General features: G+C 74.2%; 19 protein-coding genes and 1 other RNA gene. 10 read left to right on the top strand and 10 right to left on the bottom strand.

From position 1 onward, the window contains the following. Positions 1 to 75 precede the first annotated feature (75 nt). The 6 genes from ACZ3HQ_RS24420 to ACZ3HQ_RS24445 all read right to left on the bottom strand — a co-directional run bounded on the left by ACZ3HQ_RS24420 (position 76) and on the right by ACZ3HQ_RS24445 (position 6,900). Positions 76 to 1,014 (bottom strand): YcxB family protein, encoded by a 939-nt coding sequence (locus ACZ3HQ_RS24420; protein WP_467514017.1) that lies wholly within the window; start codon positions 1,012 to 1,014, stop codon positions 76 to 78. Between the two features lie 458 nt (positions 1,015 to 1,472). Beyond that, the gene (locus ACZ3HQ_RS24425) at positions 1,473 to 2,492 is read right to left on the bottom strand and encodes a small ribosomal subunit Rsm22 family protein (RefSeq protein WP_467514019.1); all 1,020 of its coding nucleotides are present in this window, start codon (positions 2,490 to 2,492) and stop codon (positions 1,473 to 1,475) included. A gap of 42 nt (positions 2,493 to 2,534) precedes the next feature. Continuing rightward, complete coding sequence (locus tag ACZ3HQ_RS24430) at positions 2,535 to 3,605, bottom strand: serine hydrolase domain-containing protein (RefSeq protein ID WP_467514020.1); 1,071 nt, start codon at positions 3,603 to 3,605, stop codon at positions 2,535 to 2,537. A gap of 56 nt (positions 3,606 to 3,661) precedes the next feature. Next, complete coding sequence (locus tag ACZ3HQ_RS24435; protein ID WP_467514024.1) at positions 3,662 to 4,966, bottom strand: multidrug effflux MFS transporter; 1,305 nt, start codon at positions 4,964 to 4,966, stop codon at positions 3,662 to 3,664. 210 nt (positions 4,967 to 5,176) lie between these two features. After that, positions 5,177 to 6,490, bottom strand: coding sequence for a D-alanyl-D-alanine carboxypeptidase family protein (locus ACZ3HQ_RS24440; RefSeq protein WP_467514025.1), 1,314 nt, complete (start codon positions 6,488 to 6,490; stop codon positions 5,177 to 5,179). Positions 6,491 to 6,573: 83 nt separating this feature from the next. Continuing rightward, positions 6,574 to 6,900 carry a nuclear transport factor 2 family protein gene (locus tag ACZ3HQ_RS24445; protein WP_467514026.1) on the bottom strand — a complete coding sequence of 109 codons (327 nt, stop codon included), beginning with the start codon at positions 6,898 to 6,900 and terminating at the stop codon, positions 6,574 to 6,576. Between the two features lie 130 nt (positions 6,901 to 7,030). Between ACZ3HQ_RS24445 and ACZ3HQ_RS24450 the strand changes: the two genes are divergently transcribed. Then, a complete protein-coding gene (locus ACZ3HQ_RS24450) occupies positions 7,031 to 7,576 on the top strand; it encodes a DoxX family protein (protein WP_467514027.1) in 546 nt (181 codons plus the stop codon). A gap of 42 nt (positions 7,577 to 7,618) precedes the next feature. On the opposite strand, the gene rnpB is transcribed toward ACZ3HQ_RS24450, so the two are convergent. Continuing rightward, an RNA gene (rnpB, locus tag ACZ3HQ_RS24455) (RNase P RNA component class A) lies at positions 7,619 to 8,019 on the bottom strand. A 96-nt stretch (positions 8,020 to 8,115) separates the two neighbouring features. Between rnpB and yaaA the strand changes: the two genes are divergently transcribed. Further along, positions 8,116 to 8,898, top strand: a complete 783-nt coding sequence (yaaA, locus tag ACZ3HQ_RS24460; protein ID WP_467514029.1) for a peroxide stress protein YaaA — start codon at positions 8,116 to 8,118, stop codon at positions 8,896 to 8,898. A gap of 75 nt (positions 8,899 to 8,973) precedes the next feature. Next, a complete protein-coding gene (locus ACZ3HQ_RS24465) occupies positions 8,974 to 9,630 on the top strand; it encodes a bifunctional 4-hydroxy-2-oxoglutarate aldolase/2-dehydro-3-deoxy-phosphogluconate aldolase (RefSeq protein WP_467514030.1) in 657 nt (218 codons plus the stop codon). Here the strand turns inward: ACZ3HQ_RS24465 and ACZ3HQ_RS24470 are convergent. Genes ACZ3HQ_RS24470 through ACZ3HQ_RS24480 form a run of 3 tightly spaced genes read right to left on the bottom strand, consistent with a single transcriptional unit; the run spans position 9,602 to position 12,514 of the window. After that, positions 9,602 to 10,864 (bottom strand): bifunctional RNase H/acid phosphatase, encoded by a 1,263-nt coding sequence (locus ACZ3HQ_RS24470; protein ID WP_467514032.1) that lies wholly within the window; start codon positions 10,862 to 10,864, stop codon positions 9,602 to 9,604. The two genes, ACZ3HQ_RS24465 and ACZ3HQ_RS24470, sit on opposite strands and share 29 nt — an antisense overlap. Positions 10,865 to 10,898: 34 nt before the next feature. Further along, a complete protein-coding gene (locus tag ACZ3HQ_RS24475) occupies positions 10,899 to 11,642 on the bottom strand; it encodes a zinc ribbon domain-containing protein (RefSeq protein ID WP_467514188.1) in 744 nt (247 codons plus the stop codon). Beyond that, positions 11,639 to 12,514: a Nif3-like dinuclear metal center hexameric protein gene (locus ACZ3HQ_RS24480; RefSeq protein WP_467514033.1), complete on the bottom strand. Its 876-nt coding sequence runs from the start codon at positions 12,512 to 12,514 to the stop codon at positions 11,639 to 11,641. The genes ACZ3HQ_RS24475 and ACZ3HQ_RS24480 overlap by 4 nt, the downstream gene beginning before the upstream one ends. A 186-nt stretch (positions 12,515 to 12,700) precedes the next feature. On the opposite strand from ACZ3HQ_RS24480, the gene ACZ3HQ_RS24485 reads away from it, so the two are divergent. The 7 genes from ACZ3HQ_RS24485 (at position 12,701) to ACZ3HQ_RS24515 (ending at position 20,167) form a co-directional block, all read left to right on the top strand. Further along, positions 12,701 to 13,828, top strand: coding sequence for a hypothetical protein (locus ACZ3HQ_RS24485; RefSeq protein WP_467514035.1), 1,128 nt, complete (start codon positions 12,701 to 12,703; stop codon positions 13,826 to 13,828). Positions 13,829 to 13,923: 95 nt separating this feature from the next. Continuing rightward, positions 13,924 to 14,115: a hypothetical protein gene (locus ACZ3HQ_RS24490; protein ID WP_467514036.1), complete on the top strand. Its 192-nt coding sequence runs from the start codon at positions 13,924 to 13,926 to the stop codon at positions 14,113 to 14,115. 262 nt (positions 14,116 to 14,377) lie between these two features. Beyond that, positions 14,378 to 15,568 (top strand): sensor histidine kinase, encoded by a 1,191-nt coding sequence (locus ACZ3HQ_RS24495; protein WP_467514038.1) that lies wholly within the window; start codon positions 14,378 to 14,380, stop codon positions 15,566 to 15,568. 425 nt (positions 15,569 to 15,993) lie between these two features. Next, a complete protein-coding gene (locus tag ACZ3HQ_RS24500; protein WP_467514039.1) occupies positions 15,994 to 16,605 on the top strand; it encodes a response regulator in 612 nt (203 codons plus the stop codon). Positions 16,606 to 16,730: 125 nt separating this feature from the next. Further along, on the top strand, positions 16,731 to 18,479 hold the full coding sequence (locus ACZ3HQ_RS24505) for an MFS transporter (RefSeq protein ID WP_467514040.1): 1,749 nt from the start codon (positions 16,731 to 16,733) through the stop codon (positions 18,477 to 18,479). Positions 18,480 to 18,579: 100 nt separating this feature from the next. After that, positions 18,580 to 19,230, top strand: a complete 651-nt coding sequence (locus ACZ3HQ_RS24510; RefSeq protein WP_467514041.1) for a class I SAM-dependent methyltransferase — start codon at positions 18,580 to 18,582, stop codon at positions 19,228 to 19,230. Between the two features lie 52 nt (positions 19,231 to 19,282). Continuing rightward, a complete protein-coding gene (locus ACZ3HQ_RS24515) occupies positions 19,283 to 20,167 on the top strand; it encodes an N-acetylmuramoyl-L-alanine amidase (RefSeq protein WP_467514043.1) in 885 nt (294 codons plus the stop codon). Positions 20,168 to 20,187 lie beyond the last annotated feature (20 nt).

Genomic DNA, 20,187 nt, shown 5'->3' on the forward strand with positions numbered 1-20,187 from the left:
TGACCGGGAAGGTTCGCCAGGTGTTGCCGTACCCCAGGTGTAGCGTCCAGGCCGGCTTGGAGACCGTGGCCCCGCTCAGAAGTCGTAGCAGGCGTAAGAGCCCTCGGGCCCGCGGGCGATCCGCTCCGAGCCCCAGCAGTGGAGCATCGGCCCGACGCGGTACAGGGCGGCGCCACCGGCCAGCAGGACAAGGACGGCGAGCACGGCGGTCACGATCCGCATGGCCGTCATTCGCCGTACGAGCCACCAAGCCCCCGCGACCGCAAGCGCCCCCAGCCCCAGCATGACGGCCGATACCGGGGCGGTGTTGTTCTGGGTTCCGGGAAAGCGGTCCGGGTGCGTGGCCTGTTGGACGGCGGCGAAGGCGAAGAAGAACAGCAGCAGCCCCAGCAGCAACAGTCCCACGGAGCCGGCCCCGCGGCCGACGGCCCGGCCTCGGCTCCGTGGCTTTCCGGGCGCCTCGGCGTCGTCCGCGCGCACGAGCCGCCGGTCGAGGAGCGCCCGGAGCCGGTCCACGTCCTCCGGGTCCGCCACGGCCCGCTTGGGCAGGGCGACGAAGCCGACGGCGGACTTGTCGGCGCTGAGGAGCACGAACAGCTCCGGCGTCTCGGCATAGCTTGAGTAGAGGTGCCAGTCGTGGCTGGCCGAACTGTGCGCGGTGGTGAGCCGGACCCCGGTGTCGTCGACCGTCCCGGAGATGTCCCCCTGCCGTTCGGTGAGCCGGTACAGGCGGCGCGCCTGCAACCACGGCACCGCAGTCATGAAGACGCCGAACACCACCACCCCCGCGTACAGCGGCCACGGTGTGTCCCGGTGGCCGGAGCCAGCGGACGACAGCAGGGCGCCGACGGTCGTGACCGCGACCGTCCAGACCACCGCCCCGCGCTGAAAGCGTCCCGAGCCGGTGCTCCTCGCGCGTGCCCGCAGCGCGGACGCCAATTCGCCGACGGTCGGCCGGTAGGCCAGCTCCACCGGTCTCTCGGCGACCACGTCCGTTTCCCGGCCCTCGGCCATGTTCCCTCCCCGGTTCGGTGATCAACCGGATCGTAGAGGCTCTCCCAGCCCTTTGCGGCTGGTGTCTGCGGTAGGACCCCGGGGGCACAAGGACGCCTACGGCGTCACTCACGCGATGCGCTGCGCACAGCCTGGACCGGCCACCACGGCTCTGATGCCGGCTGCCTGTCGGGCGGACCCTCCCTTGCGGTGCCCGTCCGCTGGGATGAGCGTCGAGGAGGTCTTCGCCGACTACCGTGCGGCCATCGCGCGGGCGGAGGTCGTGCCAGCCGGGGCCACGCCTGAACAGGAGCCTGCCGCTTGACCCGTGGAGATCTGGCCGCCCTGGCGGCTGCCTGACGTGCGGCACATCCTGATCCACGTGCTCACCCCAGCGGATGCCCTTCTCGCTGCGGATGCGGGCGCGTTCGCGGCGCCGGCCGGCAGAGGCCGCCGGCAGTCGCGGCCGTCTTCCCCGGTCAGCCCGGTGATCCGGGAGAAACGGCCTGGTCGTCCCCCGGCGGCGGCCACGCATCGCCCCACTCGGCGTCACGGGCGGCCTTGTACAGGTCACCGTGCCGCTTGGTGACGGTCGTCCGGCGCAACCGCTCGTCCGCCTCGCACAGGTCGAGCAGTACCTGTCCCTTGCGGATCTGCGGCCGTCGCACGATCCGGGCGGGGGCGGGGTCGGCGGGCAGCCGGGTCGCCGCGACGTAGCTGAACTTCTCGTCCTCGTACGCCAGCGACCCGCCCTTGACCTGCCGGTGCAGCGAGGAACGGCTGACCCGCGCCGCGAAGTGGCACCAGTCGGTGCCCGGCACGATCGGGCAGGCCGCGCTGTGCGGGCAGGGCGCGGCGACCCGGAACCCGGCCGCGATCAGCCGGTCGCGGGCCTCGATGATCCGCTCGTACCCCGCCGGGGTGCCCGCCTCGACGATGACGACGGACCGCGCGGCAGCGGCGGCCGCGTCGACCAGGGCGGTCCGGTCGGACTCCGCCAGCTCGTTGAGGACGTACGACACGGTGACCAGGTCGGTCTCCGGCAGTTCCAGCGCCGCCCCGATCCGGGCCCGCCGCCACTCGGCGCCGCGCAGCGCGGGGTGCGCACCGGCGATCTCCCGCCCGAGGGCGAGCGCGGGCTCGGCCCAGTCCAGCACGGTCACGGGCCGCTCCCCGTCCCAGGTGGCGGCCACCGCCCAGGTCGCGGCACCGGTGCCGCCCCCGATGTCCACATGGCTGCCCGGCACCCACTGGGGCACCGCGTCCGCGAACGCCTCCAGCGCCGCCCGCACCGCCTCGAACGTCGCCGGCATCCGGTACGCCGCGTAGGCCGCCACATCGGCCCGGTCCCGCAGGATCGGCGCGTTCGTCGGGGTGTCCCCCCGGTAGTTGCTGATGAGCCGCTCGACGGCGGAGGCCGCCTGCCGTGGCGGCAACCCGTCCAGCACCCCGGCAAGGGTGGAGCGGAGCGTTTCGGCGGCGGAGGCGGGGGCGTTCACCCGTCGATTCTCTCAGGTGCGGGAAGACGTACGCGGGCCCCCTTAGGCGTCCCGTACCGCCTTGGCCAGGCGGGAGGCCAGGGCCGCCCGGGGGTGGCTGTCGGGTGGGCGGCGGACCGGGTGGACGGTGTTGGCCAGGAGGACGAGGAAGGTGTCCGTCGACGGGTCGAGGACCAGGGACGTGCCGGTGAACCCCGTGTGGCCCGCCGCTCCGTGGCCCGAGAGGGTGCCCATGAACCATGGTTCGTCCAGGGCGAAGCCGAGGCCCGGCGGGGTGAGGAGGAGTTCCACGAAGTCGGGGCCGAGGATGCGGGCGGGCCCGTACGCGCCGCCCGCGAGGAGGGCGCGGCAGAAGACGGCGAGGTCGGGGCCGGTGGAGAAGAGGCCCGCGTGGCCCGCGACCCCGCCGAGCGCCCAGGCGTTCTCGTCGTGGACGACTCCCCGCAGCATCCCCCGGTCCGCCTTGGCCCAGGGCCGCCGCTGGTCCTCGGTGGCGGCGGCGTCGGGGCGGGGCCCGTACGAGGTCGCCGTCATGCCCAGCGGGCGGGTGATGCCGTCGGCGATCAGTACGTCCAGGGTCCGCCCGGTGATCCGCTCCAGGACGTGCTGAAGGATCAGCATGCCGAGGTCGGAGTACAGGTACTCCCCCGGCTTCGACGTCGGCGGCTCCGCGCGGAGCCGGGCCAGGCGGGCGGTCAGGTCGGGGTACTCGTACAGCGGGAGTTCTGGCGCGAGCCCGGCGGTGTGGGTGAGCAACTGCCGTACGGTGACGCCGTGTTCGGCCGCCCCCGTGAACTCGGGCAGGTACGCGCCCACGCGGGCGTCGATCCCGAGGGTGCCCCGCTCTATCTGCTGCAGCGCCGCGACGGACGTGAACAGCTTGGTGAGCGAGGCGAGGTCGAAGGGGGTGTCCAAGGTGACCGGCACCCGCTGGCCGGGCGGCAGTTCGACGCCGGTGGCGGACTTGGGGTCCCACGCGGCGTACCGCACGGCCCATCCCGACGCCTCGGCCACCGCGATCACCGGTCCGCGCCCGGCCACCGCGACGGCCCCGGCGGCCCAGGGGTGCGCCCCGGCGGTGAGGGCGTGCAGGTCGTCGGTGAGGCGGGCCATCTCCGCGGGGTCGAGCCCGGCCCGCTCGGGGGTGCCGGGGCGGAGCTTCGGTGCGCTCAGTGGTCCCCTCCTTCTGGTCCTTCCGGTCCCTCTGGGCCCGCGCCCGCCTTCCAGGGTCGGCACAGTCCCATGAAGCAGACTCCCGCGACCAGCGCGGCCGCCAACTGGACGACGGCCATCGGTACGGCGGTGCGCTCCCCGGCGATCCCGACGAGGGGGGAGGCGACCGCGCCGATCAGGAAGGAGGTCGTACCGAGCAGCGCGGAGGCGGAGCCCGCGGCGTGCCGGGTGCGCAGCAGGGCGAGCGCCTGTGTGTTGGGCATGGTGAAGCCCATCGCCGACATCAGCACGAACAGCGCGGCGGCGACGGGCGCGAGCCCGACCTCGCCGAAGACCCCGGTGGCGAGGAGGAGCAGCGCGGTCGCGGCCAGCACGATCACCGCGAGTCCGCAGCCCAGCACCCGGTCCAGCCGGACCCGGCCCACCAGCAGCTTGCCGTTGATCTGCCCGGCGACGACCAGACCGACCGAGTTGAGCCCGAACAGCAGGCTGAAGGTCTGCGGGGAGGCGCCGTAGACCTCCTGGACGACGAACGGGGACGCCGAGACGTACGCGAACAGCGCGGCGAAGGCGAAGCCGCCCGTGAGGAGGTAGCCGGTGAAGGGGAGGTCGGCGAGGAGGCCGCGCATGGTGCGCAGGGACTCCTTCACCCCGCCCCGGTGCCGTTCGGCGGGCGGCAGCGTCTCGGGCAGCCGCAGCCAGACCAGCGCGGTGAGTACGGCCCCGATGCCGGTGAGGACGACGAACACGCCCCGCCAGTCGGTCACCCTGAGGATCTGCCCGCCGATCAGCGGGGCGACGATCGGGGCGACCCCGGATATCAGCATCAGGGTGGAGAAGAAGCGGGCCATGGCGACGCCGTCGTACAGGTCGCGTACGACGGCCCGCGCGATGACGATCCCGGCCGCGCCCGCGAGTCCCTGCGCCAGCCGGAAGGCGACCAGGGTCTCGACGGTGGGCGCGAACGCGCACAGGGCGGTGGCGACGAGGTACACGGCGAGGCCGGTCAGCAGCGGGCGCCGCCGACCCCACCGGTCGCTCATCGGGCCGACGACCAGTTGCCCGAGCGCCATCCCGGCCAGACAGGCGGTGAGGGTGAGCTGCACGGTGGCGGCGGGCGCGTGCAGGGTCCGGGTGACCTCCGGCAGCGACGGCAGGTACATGTCCATCGCCAGCGGTGTGGTGGCGGTGAGCGCCCCGAGCATGAAGGTGACGAGCACCCCGCGCGGCCGCTCCGCGACTCCGGCCGCCCCTGGAGCGACCCCCACCACCGGAGCCGTCACGACATCCCGCTCACCCATACAACCCCTCCCAGCCAACCCCGGACGACGCCCCCCCATGGTCTCAGCTCGGGCACAGTGCGGGGGACGTGTGTACGAACGTCTCCGACGGCTCGACGGAAGACCGGCCCCGAGGAGCGCGTGCCATGTTCACGCCTGCCCCCGGACCCGCCAGAATGGGCCCGCCTAAGGCGGTGCCGGGGAGCGTGTCCCTGCCCCGCGCCGGAGGCGTCAGCGGCGGTGGCGGCCGCCCTGTTGAGGGGGCGCTTCGGTGGGGGGTTCCGGGGAGGGGGCACGGCGGCGGCCCTGTGGGGGTACCGCCTCGGTGGCGGTGTCCGCCGCGCGGGGCCGCCGGCGGCCGCCCGATGCCGCTTCGGCGGGGGTGCCCTGCGCGCCGGACCGGCGGCGGCGCAGGAGTGCCCAGGCGCCCGCGCCCAGCAGGGCCGCCGTGCCCGCCGCGCCTTCGGCCAGGCGGAGGGTGGAGGGGCGGGGCGGGGTGGTGGAGGCGTGGGCCGGGTGTTCCGACGGGAGCGGACTGACGGTCGGCCGGCTCGTACCGCCGGGAGCGGCCAGCATGCCGACCGGCTGGGCCGCGCGGCCCGCGCCGAAGCCCCAGTCGAGGAGGGCGGCGGTCTGCTCGTACACCGCGTTGCTGCCCTCGGCGGGGTGCATCACGGTGACCAGCAGGGTGCGGCCGCCGCGGGTGGCGGCGCCGGTGAAGGTGTTGCCCGCGTGGCTGGTGTAGCCGTTCTTGACGCCGAGCAGCCCCGCGTACGGCCGCAGCCCCCACGCCCCGGTGAGCAGGCGGTCGGTGTTCTGGATCTGGAAGGTCTTCTTGCCGCCCGCCGGGAAGTCGGCGGTACGCGTGCCGCAGTGCCGCCGGAAGTCGGCGTTGTCAAGCCCGGCGCGGGCGAACAGCGTGAGGTCGTACGCGGAGGAGATCTGGCCCTTGTGGTCGAAGCCGTCCGGGCTGACCACACGGGTGTCGAGGGCGTGCAGGTACTCGGCCCTGGCCTGCATCTCGGCGACCGTACGGGCGACCCCGCCGTTCATGTGGGCCAGCACGTGCACCGCGTCGTTGCCCGAGCGCAGGAACACGCCCTGCCAGAGCTGCTCGACGGTGTACGTGGTCCCGGCCTGGACGCCGACGAGGCTGGAGCCGGACGGTATGTCGGCGAGGTCGGCCTCGGTGACCCGGTACCGCTGCTCCGGGGCGAACTTGGGCAGCACGGTGTCCGCGAACAGCATCTTCAGCGTGGACGCGGGCGCGAGCCGCCGGTGCGCGTTGTACGAGGCGAGCACTTCCCCGGTGTCCCGGTCGGCGACGAGCCACGCCTGCGCGGTGAGCTTCTTCGGCAGCCCGGCCGCCCGCACCTGGACCCCGCCGAGGCCGAGCCGCTCCCCGCCGACGACGCCGGTCCCGGCGGATCTCGCCCCCGCGGATCTCGCCCCGGCGGCGGAGGCGGGGGCGGTGGCGGTCAGGGGCACGGCGGCCGCCGCGAGACCGAGAAGGGCACGTCGGCTGAGCGGGGAACTTTCACGCACCCGGGGACCGTACACCGGCTCCGGAGGGCCCTTACCGGGGGAGGTGGTTCCCCGGCCAGGACTTTGCTCTCCTATGACCCGCCCTACGCCTGACCTGTCTCGAACCGTGAGATCCGCCCGTCGTCGGCCACGGTGAACGTCCACCGGGTCCGCATCTCGCCCCACGTGTCGTTGCGGTACCGGGCGACGAGCGCGCGTCCGCCACGGGACTCGTTGTCGACCTCCAGATGACCGTGGGTGGAGAAGATCTCCTGGTCGATCCAGACGGCGAGGTCGCGGTCGGCGCCGTCGTCGGCCATGGTCGCGCCGGGCGCGAGGAGGGACATGAAGCCTTCGCGGTCATGGGAGTTGACGGCGTGCACGAAGGCCCTGACGGCCGGGTCGCGCAACTTGGCGGGCTGAATCGTCATGGCGTCAGGCTCACACCGCCCCCCGCGCCCAGCCACCGGACGTACCGCCGCCCGGACCACCCGGACGCCCGGTCCGGGAGGCCGGAAGGGGTGCCCGGTGCGACGGTGGACGCAAGGGAAGGGAGTCACCATGACCTGTTACGACCGACGCGACGTGGGTCTGCTGCTGCTCCGGCTGAGCACCGGCGGGGTACTGGCCGCGCACGGCGCGCAGAAACTGTTCGGCTGGTTCGGCGGCCACGGGCTGGTGGGCACCGGCCAGTTCATGGAGTCCGTGGGCTTCGCACCGGGCAGGGCGAGCGCGACGGCGGCGGGGGTGGCGGAGGCGGGCGGCGGCGTCCTGCTGGCCCTCGGCCTCGCGACCCCCGTGGCGGGCGCGTCGGCGGCCGGCGCGATGGCGGGCGCGGCGGCCCTCCACGTCCCCAACGGCTTCTTCGCCCAGGAGGGCGGCTACGAGTACGCCGCCAGCCTCGGCCTGGCCGCCGCCGGCCTCGCGGTGACGGGCCCCGGCCGCCTCTCCCTCGACCACCTCCTCGGCCATGTCTTCGACCGGAACTGGATGGTCCCCGCAGCCCTCGGCGTCACAGCGGCGGCCACGGCCCTGGTCATCGGCGCCCGCAGCCGGCGACTGCGGCAGACGGTGATCACCGAGCAGGACGTGCTGTTCGAGGAGTAGAGCCCCCGGATGCCCTCAGGGGCCTGTCCCGGGGGGATACGACAGACGAGTCGGGCTGTACGCCGGGTTCTGTTCCGGGGGCCCTCGCGGGCGTCCCGGTGACGGCCATCCATCTAGGGCCGGTGTTGCCACCGGCCTCGTGCGGTCTACCCGCGGACTCGGGCGGGCAGCCCTCGATCGTCCGCGCAGAAACACCGGGGTGTTTCCTTTTGACCTTGCTCCGGGTGGGGTTTACCTAGCTGCCCAGGTCACCCTGGGCACTGGTGGTCTCTTACACCACCGTTTCACCCTTACCCCGCGCCGAGGCGCGAGGCGGTCTGTTCTCTGTGGCACTGTCCCGCGAGTCGCCTCGGGTGGCCGTTAGCCACCACCCTGCCCTGTGGAGCCCGGACGTTCCTCGGGAAGCCCCGTAAGGGACTCCACGCGGCCGTCCGCCCGGCTCGTCTGCCGTGCCGACCATGGTACCGGGCCGGGCGGGCGGCACGGACCGGCGGCCGGGGCCCGTACGCTGGCGCGGAGGCCGAGAGAAGGAGTTGTCCGTGCTGGTCCTGCTGCCCCCGTCGGAGGGAAAGGCGTCCTCGGGCCGGGGTGCCCCACTGAAGCCCGGGTCGCTGTCCCTGCCCGGTCTCGCCGCCGCCCGGCAGGCCGTGCTCGCCGAGCTGGTCGAGCTGTGCGCCGGGGACGAGGAGAAGGCCCGCGAGGTGCTGGGGCTGAGCGAGGGACTGCGCGGCGAGGTCGCCAAGAACGCCGGGCTGCTCACGGCCGGCGCCCGCCCGGCGGGCGAGATCTACACCGGTGTCCTCTACGACGCCCTCGGCCTGGCCACCCTCGACCCCGCCGCCAAGCGCCGCGCGGCCCGCTCGCTGCTGGTGTTCTCCGGCCTCTGGGGCGCGATCGGCGTCACCGACCGCATCCCCTCCTACCGCTGCTCCATGGGCGTCAAGCTCCCCGGCCTCGGCGCGCTGGCCGGGCACTGGCGCGCGCCGATGGCCAAGGTGCTGCCCGAGGCGGCCGGGGACGGGCTCGTACTGGACCTGCGCTCCGCCGCGTACGCCGCCGCATGGAAGCCCAAGGGCGAGGTCGCCGGCCGTACGGCGACCGTGCGCGTGCTGCACGCGCCCACCCGCAAGGTGGTCAGCCACTTCAACAAGGCCACCAAGGGCCGTATCGTCCGCGCGCTGCTCACCGAGGGTGCCGCGCCGAAGGGCCCGGCCGAGCTGGTCGTCGCGTTGCGGGATCTCGGGTACGAGGTGGAGGCGGCGGCGCCGGAGAAGGCCGGGAAGCCGTGGGCGCTGGACGTGCTGGTGGACGAGGTTCACTGAGCGTCCGCCGTACCCGCGTTGCAGCATGTGCAACGTTCGTTGCGCATGCTGCTACCGCTGGGCACGATGGCGTCCATGACCTCACCCGCGCCCTCCCCCGCCTCCGTACTGGACTTCGCGCCCGTCCTCCCCGTCGTCGTGCTCGCCGACGCCGCCGACGCCGTGCCGCTGGCGCGGGCGCTGGTCGCCGGGGGGCTGCCCGCGATCGAGGTCACGCTGCGCACGCCGGCCGCGCTGGACGGCATCCGGGCCATCGCCGAGGAGGTGCCCGAGGCGGTGGTGGGCGCCGGGACGGTGATCACGCCGGACCAGGTGAGCCAGTGCGTCGCGGCGGGGGCGCGGTTCCTGGTCTCCCCCGGCTGGACCGAGTCGCTGCTCGCCGCGATGCGGGAGTCCGGGGTGCCGTTCCTGCCGGGGGTGTCGACCACCTCGGAGGTGGTGGCGCTGCTGGAGCGCGGGGTGCGCGAGATGAAGTTCTTCCCGGCCCAGGCGGCGGGCGGTACGGCGTATCTCAGGTCGCTCGCCGGGCCGTTGCCCGACGCCCGCTTCTGTCCCACGGGCGGCATCGCGGAGGCGAGCGCCCCGGAGTATCTGGCGCTGCCCAACGTGGGCTGCGTGGGCGGCAGTTGGATGGTCCCGGCGGACGCGGTGGCCGCCGGGGACTGGGCCCGGATCGAGGAGCTGGCGCGCGGCGCGGCCGGGCTCAGGGACGCAGGTGGGACGTGTCGTTGAACAGCCGTACGCTCGCGTTGCCGTCGGCGTAGTACGCCACCGCCGACAGCGAGGCGGCCGACAGCTCCATCCGGAACAGGGACTCGGGCGGGGCGCCCAGGGCGAGGCGCAGCAGGGTCTTGATCGGCGTGACGTGGGTGACCAGCAGGACCGTACGGCCCTGGTACTCGGCGACCAGCCGGGCGCGGGCCTCCTCGATCCGCTCGGCGGTCTCCGCGAAGCTCTCGCCACCGCCGGTGGGACGCGCCTCCGGGTCACCGAGCCACGCGGTCAGGTCGTCGGGGTAGCGCTCGCGGGCCTCGGCGAAGGTCAGCCCCTCCCACGCGCCGAAGTCCGTCTCGCGCAGCCCGTCGTCCACGCGCACGTCCAGCCCGAGCCGGGCGGCGACGATCCCGGCGGTCTCCCGCGTACGGGCCAGCGGCGAGGCGACGACCGCCTGTACGGTCCCCCGCCGCGCCAGGGCCTCCGCCACCAGCCGCGCCTGCTCCCGTCCCACCTCCGACAGCGCGGGATCGCTCCCCCCGCTCCCGGAGAACCGCTTCTGCGGAGTGAGCGGCGTCTCCCCGTGCCGCAGCAGCACGAAGGTGGCGGGCGCCCCGAGGTCGGGAGCCGCGCTCCAGCCGGGCGAGGAGGTCGTGGCGGAGGCGACGGTACGGGCGGCGCGGGTGTCGGCCTGGGCGGTGTCGGCCGGCTCCACCGGGTCGGAGCCGGGTGCGGCCTGCCCCTTGGACAGCGCCGCCCGCACGGCCGCCGCTCCCGCGCGCGCGTCGCCGGGCGGGCCCTCGGGCTCGGGAACCGCCGGGGCCCGTGGCGTCCACGCCTCGCCCCTCGCGCCCGCGTCCATCGCCTCGTTGGCCAGCCGGTCGGCGTGCTTGTTGCGCTCGCGCGGTATCCACTCGTAGGTGACCCGGCCGGGCGGGAAGACGGCGCGGGCCTCCATGGCCAGGGGCTTCATGTCGGGGTGCTTGATCTTCCAGCGGCCCGACATCTGCTCGACGACCAGCTTGGAGTCCATGCGGACGGCGACCCGCGCCTCGGGGTCGAGGGCGTGGGCGGCGCGCAGGCCGGCGAGGAGGCCCCGGTACTCGGCGACGTTGTTGGTGGCGACGCCGATGAACTCGGCGGCCTCGGCCAGGGTCTCCCCCGTGGCCGCGTCGCTCACGGCGGCCCCGTACCCCGCCGGTCCGGGGTTGCCCCGCGATCCCCCGTCGGCCTCGACGACGAACTCCCGCACGCCCAGCGCTCCTTACCGCCCGCTCACAGCCCGACTACAGGCCCGACTCCGACGTGCGCACCAGGATGCGGTGGCAGTTCTCGCAGCGCACCACGGCGTCGCGCGCGGCCGCGCGGATCTCGCTCAGCTCGGTGATCGCCAGCTCCTGGCGGCAGCCCTGGCAGGTGCGGGCATACAGCTTGGCCGCGCCGACACCGCCGCCCTGGGCGCGCAGGCGGTCGTACAGCTTGAGCAGGTCGGCCGGGACGGAGGCGGAGACGACCTCGCGCTCCTTGGTGACCGCGGCGGCCTCGTCGTCCAGCTCACGGAACGCGGCGTCGCGGCGCGCGGTGGCGTCGTCGGCCTTGGCCTGCACGGAGGCGACCCGCTCGGTCAGCTCGGCGACCCGCGCCTGGGCGGCCTCGCGGCGCTCCATGACCTCGAGGACGACGTCCTCCAGGTCGCCCTGGCGCTTGGCGAGGGAGGCGATCTCGTGCTGGAGGCCGGTGAGGTCCTTGGGCGAGGTGACCGCGCCGGAGTCCAGGCGCTGCTGGTCACGGGTGGCGCGGCGGCGCACCTGGTCCACGTCCTGCTCGGCCTTGATCTGCTCGCGGGCGCAGTCGCTCTCCTCGGTCTGCGCGGCCACCAGCAGGTCGCGGAGCTGGACGAGGTCCTTGCCCAGCGTCTCGATCTCGGCGTGCTCGGGGAGCGCGCTGCGCTGGTACGCGAGCTGCTGGAGGCGGACGTCGAGGGCCTGGACGTCGAGAAGTCGGATCTGGTCGGCGGGCTCGGCGTTCAGTTGGGGGCTCCCATGGGGCTAGAGGTGACGGGGGACGCCGCGTGGGCGGTCCAGGGGTCGGTGACCGTCTTGGACACGTGGACCCGGAGGCCCCAGCCGTGACGGTCGGAGATCTGGTCGAGTTCGGCCGCGGCCAGCTCGCACCAGGGCCACTCGGTGGCCCAGTGGGCCGCGTCGAGGAGCGCGAGCGGGCGCTCGGTGACGGACGCGGTGACCGCGGCGAACTCCGACGCCGGGTGGTGGCGCAGGTCGGCGGTGAGGAAGGCGTCCACACCGGCCGCGCGGACCCGGTCGAAGAGGCTGTCGCCGGAGCCGCCGCTGACGGCGACCCGGCGGACGACGGCGTCGGGGTCGCCGGCCACCCGGATGCCCTGCGCGGTGGCGGGCAGCCGCTCGGCGGCGCGCTCGGCCAGCTCGCGCACGGTCAGCGGGTGGTCCAGCTCGCAGATCCGGCCCAGGCCCCGGCGTCCGGCCGGGTCGTCGGGGTCGGGTACGAGGGGGCCGGTGACCCTCAGGTCCAGCGCGCCGGCGAGGGCGTCGGAGACTCCGGGATCGGCCTTGTCGGCGTTGGTGTGCGCGACGTGCAGGGCGACGTCGTTCTTGATCAGCGTGTGCACGACCCGGCCCTTGGGGGTGCCGGCCGCCACCGTGGTCGTCCCGCGCAGATAGAGCGGGTGGTGGGTGACGAGCAGGTCGGCGCCGAGCCGTACGGCCTCGTCGGCGACCTCCTGCACCGGGTCCACGGCGAACAGGACGCGGGTGACCTCCTGGCCGGGGTCGCCCGTGACCGTGCCGACCGCGTCCCAGGACTCGGCCCGCTCGGTGGGCCACAGGGTCTCCAGCGCGGCGATGACTTCAGACAGACGGGGCACGAGGAAAGGCTACCTGTCCGTCCAGGGGGGCCGTACCGCGTACGGCGGCCCCGGGGGCGGTACGCCCACACCCGCCCTTTCCTCAGAGGAATCGCTTCTGCGCCACCCGTATGTGTGAAGTGGTCCGGACCCGGGCCCCCGGCCGTGCGTACGAAAACTAGCTTCGTCGCCGGAGGTGACCGAACCATGACGGCCTGTGCGATCGAATCCCCGTCGACCGGCGCGGAACACGAGGCGCCCACGACGCGGTACGCCATCACGGCGGACGGCGCGTACGCGGCCCGGCTGGCGCCGGCCGGGGAGAGCTGGTTCCCGGAGCGCTGGACGCTGGACGGCCCGGAGCCGTACGCGGTGCCGCTGCCCGGCGGGCAGCCGGAGGAGCCGGGGACCGAGGTGCATCCGATGGGCGACGGGCGGGTGCTGATCCACCGGCTGGTGGAGCGGCGGCACGCGTTCTCGCTGCTGTACCCGACCGGGCCCGGCACCGGTGAGCTGCCGGTCGGGGCGGTGGAGTGCGGGTCCGACACCTACGTGACGCTGCTGCCGCCCGCGCCGGGGGGCGAGCGGGCGTACGCGCTGGCGGTGTGCGAGACGTCCACGGCGGTGTGGCTGGTGGCGGGGGGCGCGGCCGGGCCGGAGCGGGTGGCGGAGCTGCCGGGGCGGTGCTCGGGCGGGGTCTGGCTGGAGTCGGCGGGGCGGATGCTGGCGCTCGACCGGGAGCTGGACGGGCGGACCAAGACGGTCGTGGTGGACCTGGCCCGGGACGGCGAGGTCTCGCCGCTGCTGGAGATCGCGCCCGACAGCGACGACCGGCTGCTGCTGGCCGACCCCGACAGCGGGCTGCTGGTGATCTCCTCGGACGCGGCCACGCCGGGGCAGGAACGATTGGGCTGGGGCGTGCTGGGCGGCACCCTGCCGGTCCGCTTCCCCGGCGCGCTCCGGCTGCCGGACTGCACGGTGACCCCCTTCGCCGTCCAGCCGGGGCAGGTCCTGACGCCGGAGAACTGCGCGGTGGCCCTGAGGGTCGACGGCCCCCTCGGCATCTGGGTGGGCACCTGGCGCCCGGCCGAACGCCGGGTGCGCCACCTCCCCGCTCCGGAAGGCTGGCTGGTGGGTACGGGCCTGTGGACCCCGGAGGGCGTCCTCCGTCTCCCCTACGCCACGGCCCAGACCCCGTGCGGAGTGGCGGAACTGATGCCTCCGGCCCCGGACCCGGCCCCCGCGGAGCCGCCGGAGGCAGCCGAACCCGAGCCCCCGGCCCCCCGTCCGGTCCCCCTGCGCGAGGCCCCGCTCGCCAAGGCGGTCACGGCGTAACCGGCATCGGTGCCGCCGCCTGGACCGGGCCCCCCGGGTGTTGGTTAGACTCCTCCGGCTGCAAGACGATCATGTTGACGGGGTGAATGCTTCCGATGACCGAGACCAGCACGACGCAGCCGCTGTCCGCGCCCGCGGATTCCGGGGTCCATCAGCCGGTGTCCGTCTCCGCCGAGGCGGACGGGCACGGCAAGCACCGGGGACCGGTCGCGGACCGGGACGGGGGGAGCGCCCCCAGCGGGCGCCATCGCCGCCCGGGCGGCGGGACCGCCGAGTCGGCTGCCTGATCGATACGGCGAGGGGCGGGGTACGGGCCACACGGCTCGCACCCCGCCCCTTCGTCATGTCCGGCCGTGACATTTGTACTGCCGGAGTCCGTACGTACGCCTCTGCCCGCGGCCGCGCGCCGCTCCTACCGTCGCAGGCATGACACAGACGCGGGGCATCGAATCGGCTGGACGCGGACAGAGGCGCTCATTTCCTACGCTGTACCGTCGCCCCGTCGAACGTGCGGGCGAGGCAGCGGTGGAGAACGCGGGGAAAACGGACATGTCATGGTGGGCACGGGCCAGGGCCGCGCGGAAGCCCGCGGGTACGAGGTGCGGGAACCCCGTACCGGGGCACCACCACGCGGGGCCCCCGCCGACCGGCTTCGCTCTGCTGCCCTGGCTGCTGATGGGCCTCGGCTCCTTCTCCAACCTGCTCCAGGGCAAGGCCGAGAACCCGTGGATCGGCGGCCTGGGCCTGTTCGTCTTCAACTCCCTCTACGTGTACGTCACGTTCCGCGCCTTCGACCGCGAGAAGCGGCAGTCCCTCTCCACCCGGCTGGCGCTGCTGACGATGGGCCTGGTGACGACGGGTCTCGCGGTCGGCTACGGCGGCAACTGGCTGCTGTTCTTCCCCCTGCTGGGCCTCGCCACCGGCGCCACCCTGCGCGGCCGGAACCTCGGCCGGACCGGCCTGCTGCTCGCGGCGTACGGCGCGGTCCTCGCGGGCCTGCGCGAGGGCTGGCGGGAGGCGCCGAACATCGGGTACGCGACCTTCCTGTCCTGCATGGTCACTGCGGCGATCCTGAGCCTGTCGGAGGCGGTGCGGGAACTGCGGGCCGCGCGTGAGGAGCTGGCGCGGCGGGCGGTGGAGAAGGAACGGCTGCGCTTCTCCCGCGATCTGCACGACCTGCTGGGACACACCCTGTCGGTGATCGTGGTGAAGTCGGAGGCCGCGCGGCGGCTGGCCGGGCGGGACCTGGACGCGGCGCTGGCGCAGATCGGGGACATCGAGTCGGTGGGGCGCCAGGCGCTGACGGAGATCCGGGAGGCGGTGACCGGCTACCGCGAGGGCAGTCTGTCCACCGAGCTGACCCGCGCGCGCTCGGCACTGGCGGCGGCGAGCGTGGAGCCCGTGGTCCGGCAGTCGGGGGCACCGCTGGCCCCGCAGACCGAGGCGCTGCTCGGCTGGGTCGTACGCGAGGCGGTGACCAACGTGGTCCGGCACAGCCGCGCCACCCGCTGCGAGATCACCGTGGAGAGCGCCGGGGAACGCGCCCGCCTCACCATCACCGACAACGGCACCGGCACACCCACCCCGAGCACCGCCGGCACCGGCCTGACGGGCCTCACCGAACGCCTCGCCGCAGCCTCCGGCTCCCTCACAGCGGGCCCGGCCCCAGGGGGCGGCTTCACAGTGACAGCAGAACTCCCGGCAACCGAGAACCCGATCCCACTGGCCCAGAAGTCCTGACGGACCCACAGCCCCCCCCCCAAGCCGAGACAGCAACCCCGCCCCCCGAACGGCGACCCGACGCACCAGCCCCCAGAGACAGCGAGGCTCCCGGCACCCGCCCACTCCCCACGACATACCGGCGGCACCCCGCACCAAAAGCAACGAGACCTCACCCGCCCCGAGCAAGCAGCCCCGCTCCCCGCCGCATCCCGGCGGCCCCACGCGCCAGAAGCAGCGCCGCTCCAGCCACCCCCGCAACGCCCACAGCCGACCAAACAGCCCCGGCCCCCGCCGCCTCCCCACGGCGTCACGGCGAACCCGCGCGCACCCACGCACCCGCGCGCCAAAGCGGCCAGGCTTCCGGCCCCGCCGACCCGCCAAAACCCCGGCCCCCGTAAACCGCACCCCCCTGACCGCCGGACGGCCCCCGCTACCCTGGCGCCGTGAAGGAGATCCGGCTTCTGCTGGCCGAGGACCAGGGGATGATGCGGGGTGCGCTGGCGCTGCTGCTGGGGATGGAGGACGACATCGAGGTGGTCGCGCAGGTGTCGGCGGGGGACGCGATCGTGGCGGCCGCCGTGGAGTGCCGGCCGGATGTGGCGCTGCTGGACATCGAGTTGCCGGGGCTGAGCGGGCTGGACGCGGCCGCGCTGCTGCGGGAGCGGGTGCCGGGGTGCCGGGTGCTGATCCTGACCACGTTCGGGCGGCCGGGCTATCTGCGCCGGGCGATGGAGGCGGGGGCGGCCGGATTCCTGGTCAAGGACGGCCCGGTGGAGGAGCTGGCCCAGGCGGTACGCAGGGTGCTGGCCGGGGAGACGGTGGTCGACCCCGTACTGGCGGCGGCCGCGCTCAGCGCCGGACCGAACCCGCTGACCGGCCGGGAGCGCGACGTACTGACCGCCTCCGTGGACGGCGCGACGGTCGCCGACATCGCCGCCCGGCTGCACCTCTCGGAGTCCACCGTCCGCAACTACCTCTCCGCGGCGATCGGCAAGACCGGCACCCGCAACCGGGCGGAGGCCGTACGGGAAGCCCGTCAGCAGGGCTGGCTGTAAAGCATGACACCCGGTCAGAAACCCATGTCTCGGTCAAGGATTCATTAGCGTCCCGAAGCAACGGAATAGTTTCCTGTGCATACGAGGTTCACCCGGCACGTATTCACGCGGGAGGACCCATTTCCATGACCCACACCACGCCCGACCACGCCCCCCGGAGAGCGGGCGGGGCCGTCGTCCCGGTGCTCGCCTTCGCGGGCATCGTGGTCGCGGTGATGCAGACCCTGCTCGTGCCGGTCATCAAGGACCTGCCGCAACTGCTCGGCACCGAGCCGAGCAACGCGACCTGGGTCCTCACCTCCACCCTGCTCTCCGGTGCCGTCGCCACCCCGATCATGGGCCGCCTCGGCGACCTGTACGGCAAGCGCCGGATGCTGATCCTCAGCCTGTCCGTGATGGTGGCCGGCGCGCTGGTCAGCGCGGTCACCAGCCAGTTGCTCCTGATGATCGTGGGCCGCACCCTCCAGGGCTTCGCCATGGGCGCGATCCCGCTGGGCATCGGCCTGATGCGCGACATGCTCCCGCGTGAGCGGCTCGCCTCCGCGATGGCGCTGATGAGCTCCTCGATCGGCGTCGGCGGCGGCCTCGCGCTGCCCGCCGCGGCCCTGGTCGCCCAGCACACCGACTGGCACGCCCTGTTCTACGGCGCCGCCGGCCTGGGCGTGTTCGCCATCGGCCTGACCCTGCTCGTCGTCCCCGAGTCCCCCGCCCGCGCGAAGGGCTCCTTCGACTACCCGGGCGCCGCCGGCCTCTCCGCCGGTCTGGTGCTGCTCCTGCTGCCCGTCACCAAGGGCAGCGACTGGGGCTGGTCCTCCGGCACCACCCTCGGCCTCTTCGGCGCCGCGCTCGCCGTACTGCTGCTGTGGGGCGTGTACGAGCTGCGCGTCCAGGCCCCGCTGGTCGACCTGCGCACCACCGCCCGCCGCGAGGTGCTGCTCACCAACCTCGCCTCGATCATGGTCGGCGTCAGCTTCTACGTCGTCTCGCTGGTCCTCCCCCAGTTGCTCCAGCTCCCCACCGCCACCGGCTACGGCCTGGGCCAGTCGATGGTGGTCGCCGGTCTGTGCGTGGCCCCGCTGGGCCTGACGATGATGTTCACCGCCCCGGTCTACGCCCGCCTCTCGGCCCGCTACGGCCCCCGGACGACGCTGATCATCGGCCTGCTGGTCATCGCCCTCGGCTACGCGGGCGGCCTCGGCCTCATGCACGCCGCCTGGCAGACGATCATCACCTCGGTGGTCCTCGGCGCCGGCATCGGCCTGGCGTACTCCTCGCTGCCCGCGCTGATCGTGGGCGCGGTCCCGGCCTCCGAGACGGGTGCCGCCAACGGGCTCAACACCCTGATGCGCTCCATCGGCACCTCGGTCTCCAGCGCCGTCATCGGCATGGTGCTGGCCAACACCGCGCACGACCTGGGCGGCGGGGTCGCGGTGCCGACGATGCACGGCTTCCGGGTGTCGTTCCTGATCGCCACGGCCGCCGTGCTGGTGGGCCTGGCGCTCGCGGTGTTCCTGCCGCGCACCCCGCGTCCGGCCGCCCCGCACACCCAGTTGCGGGCCAGCAGCGAGGAGGACGCGGTGCTGGAGCGCGCCGAGGAGGTGCTGCGCGGCTTCCGGGGCCGGGTGCTGGACGCCTCCGGTGCCCCGGTGGCCCGCGCCAAGGTCACCCTGATCGACCGCCGGGGCCGCCAGGCGGGCACCACGCTCTCCGAGCCGGACGGCAGCTACGCCCTCGCGGTGCCGTCCGAGGGCCCGTACGTCCTGGCCGCCCGCGCCGCCGGGCACGGCCCGCTGGCCTCCTCGGCGACGCACACCGGGGACGAGCGTCCGGTCGAGCTGGACCTGCCGCTGCCGGGCGAGACCGTCACGGCGTAACCCGTACAACTCCCCCCGCCACCGCACCCCCCGTCGTTCCCCGGCGGGGGGTGCGGCAGCATGAGGCGCCGAGAGAGACGTACGACCGAGAGGACCCCTCATGCCGACGGCCCCCAAGCCCGAGATCCTGGCCGCGTTCGAGGCCGCGAAGGGGTTCATGCCCGTGGACGAGGGCCTGGCACTGTACGCGGCGGCGGTGGAGGCCGGGCGGCTCGGGCTGCCGCTGCTGGAGGTCGGCACCTACTGCGGGCGCTCCACCGTGCTGCTCGCGGACGCGGCCCGCGAGGCGGGGGTCACCGCGCTCACCGTCGACCACCACCGGGGCAGCGAGGAGCAGCAGCCGGGCTGGGACTACCACGACCCGGAGACCGTCGACCCCGAGGTCGGCCTGATGGACACGCTCCCCACCTTCCGCCGCACCCTGCACCGGGCGGGCCTGGAGGACCATGTGATCGCGCTGGTCGGCCGCTCCCCGCAGGTCGCCGCCGTGTGGAACTCCCCCGTGGCGCTGGTGTTCGTCGACGGCGGCCACACCGACGAGCACGCGAACGCCGACTACGAGGGCTGGGCCCCGCACCTCGCGCCCGGCGGCCTGCTGGTCATCCACGACGTGTTCCCGGAGCCGGAGGACGAGTTCACCGGCCAGGCGCCCTACCGGGTGTACCTGCGGGCGCTGGCCTCGGGCGCGTTCACCGAGGTCTCCGCGACGGGCTCGCTGCGGGTGCTGAAGCGCACCGGCGACGGCATCTGACGCCCCGTCAGCAATGCGGGGGCCGGGCGGGGGGTGCCGTTAGGGTGGCTGCGTGTCGTACGAAGGCCCGGAAGACGAAGCTCCCCAGCCGCGCTCCCGGCGCGCGCTGACCATCACGTTCGCCGCGCTGGTGCCGGTCGCCCTGCTGGGCTGGCTGGCCTACTCGGCGCTCGGCGACGAACCGGACCGCCCGGCTGCCGCCGCGAGCCCGTCGGCGTCCGCGGCGCCGGGCGGCACCAGCAGCCCCTCGCCCGGTACGGGCTCGCTCGCCGGGAAGGTCGTCGTCATCGACCCCGGCCACAACACGGGCAACTTCCGGCACACGGCCGAGATCAACAAGCAGGTCGACGTCGGCAACGGCAAGAAGGAGTGCGACACCACCGGCACCGCCACCGACGCCGGTTACCCGGAGGCCAGGTTCACGCTCGACCTCGCCCACCGGCTGCGGGCGCTGCTGGAGAAGCAGGGGGCCACGGTGAAGCTGACCCACGACGGCGACCGCGAGTGGGGCCCGTGTGTGGACGAGCGGGCCCGGATCGGCAACACCGCCCACGCGGACGCGGCGATCTCACTGCACGCGGACGGCTCGGCCGAGGGCAACCGGGGCTTCCACGTCATCCTGCCGGGCGCGGTGCACGCGGGCGGCGCGGACACCCGGCCCATCGTCGCCCCCTCCAAGAAGCTGGGCGCGCGGGTCGCGGCCGGCTACCGCGAGGCCACCGGCGAACCCTTCTCCAACTACCTGGGCGACGGCACCGGGATGGTCACGCGCACGGACCTCGGCGGTCTCAATCTGTCAACGGTTCCGAAGGTGTTCATCGAGTGCGGGAACATGCGGGACACGTCCGATGTCGCCCTGCTGACCAGCGGTCCCTGGCGGCAGAAGGCCGCGCAGGGGATCTCTGAGGGAATCGTGAGTTTCCTGCACGAGTCGTGACCGCCGGGCGAAACCGTCCG

The organism is Streptomyces sp. NPDC018263 (genome assembly GCF_055562575.1).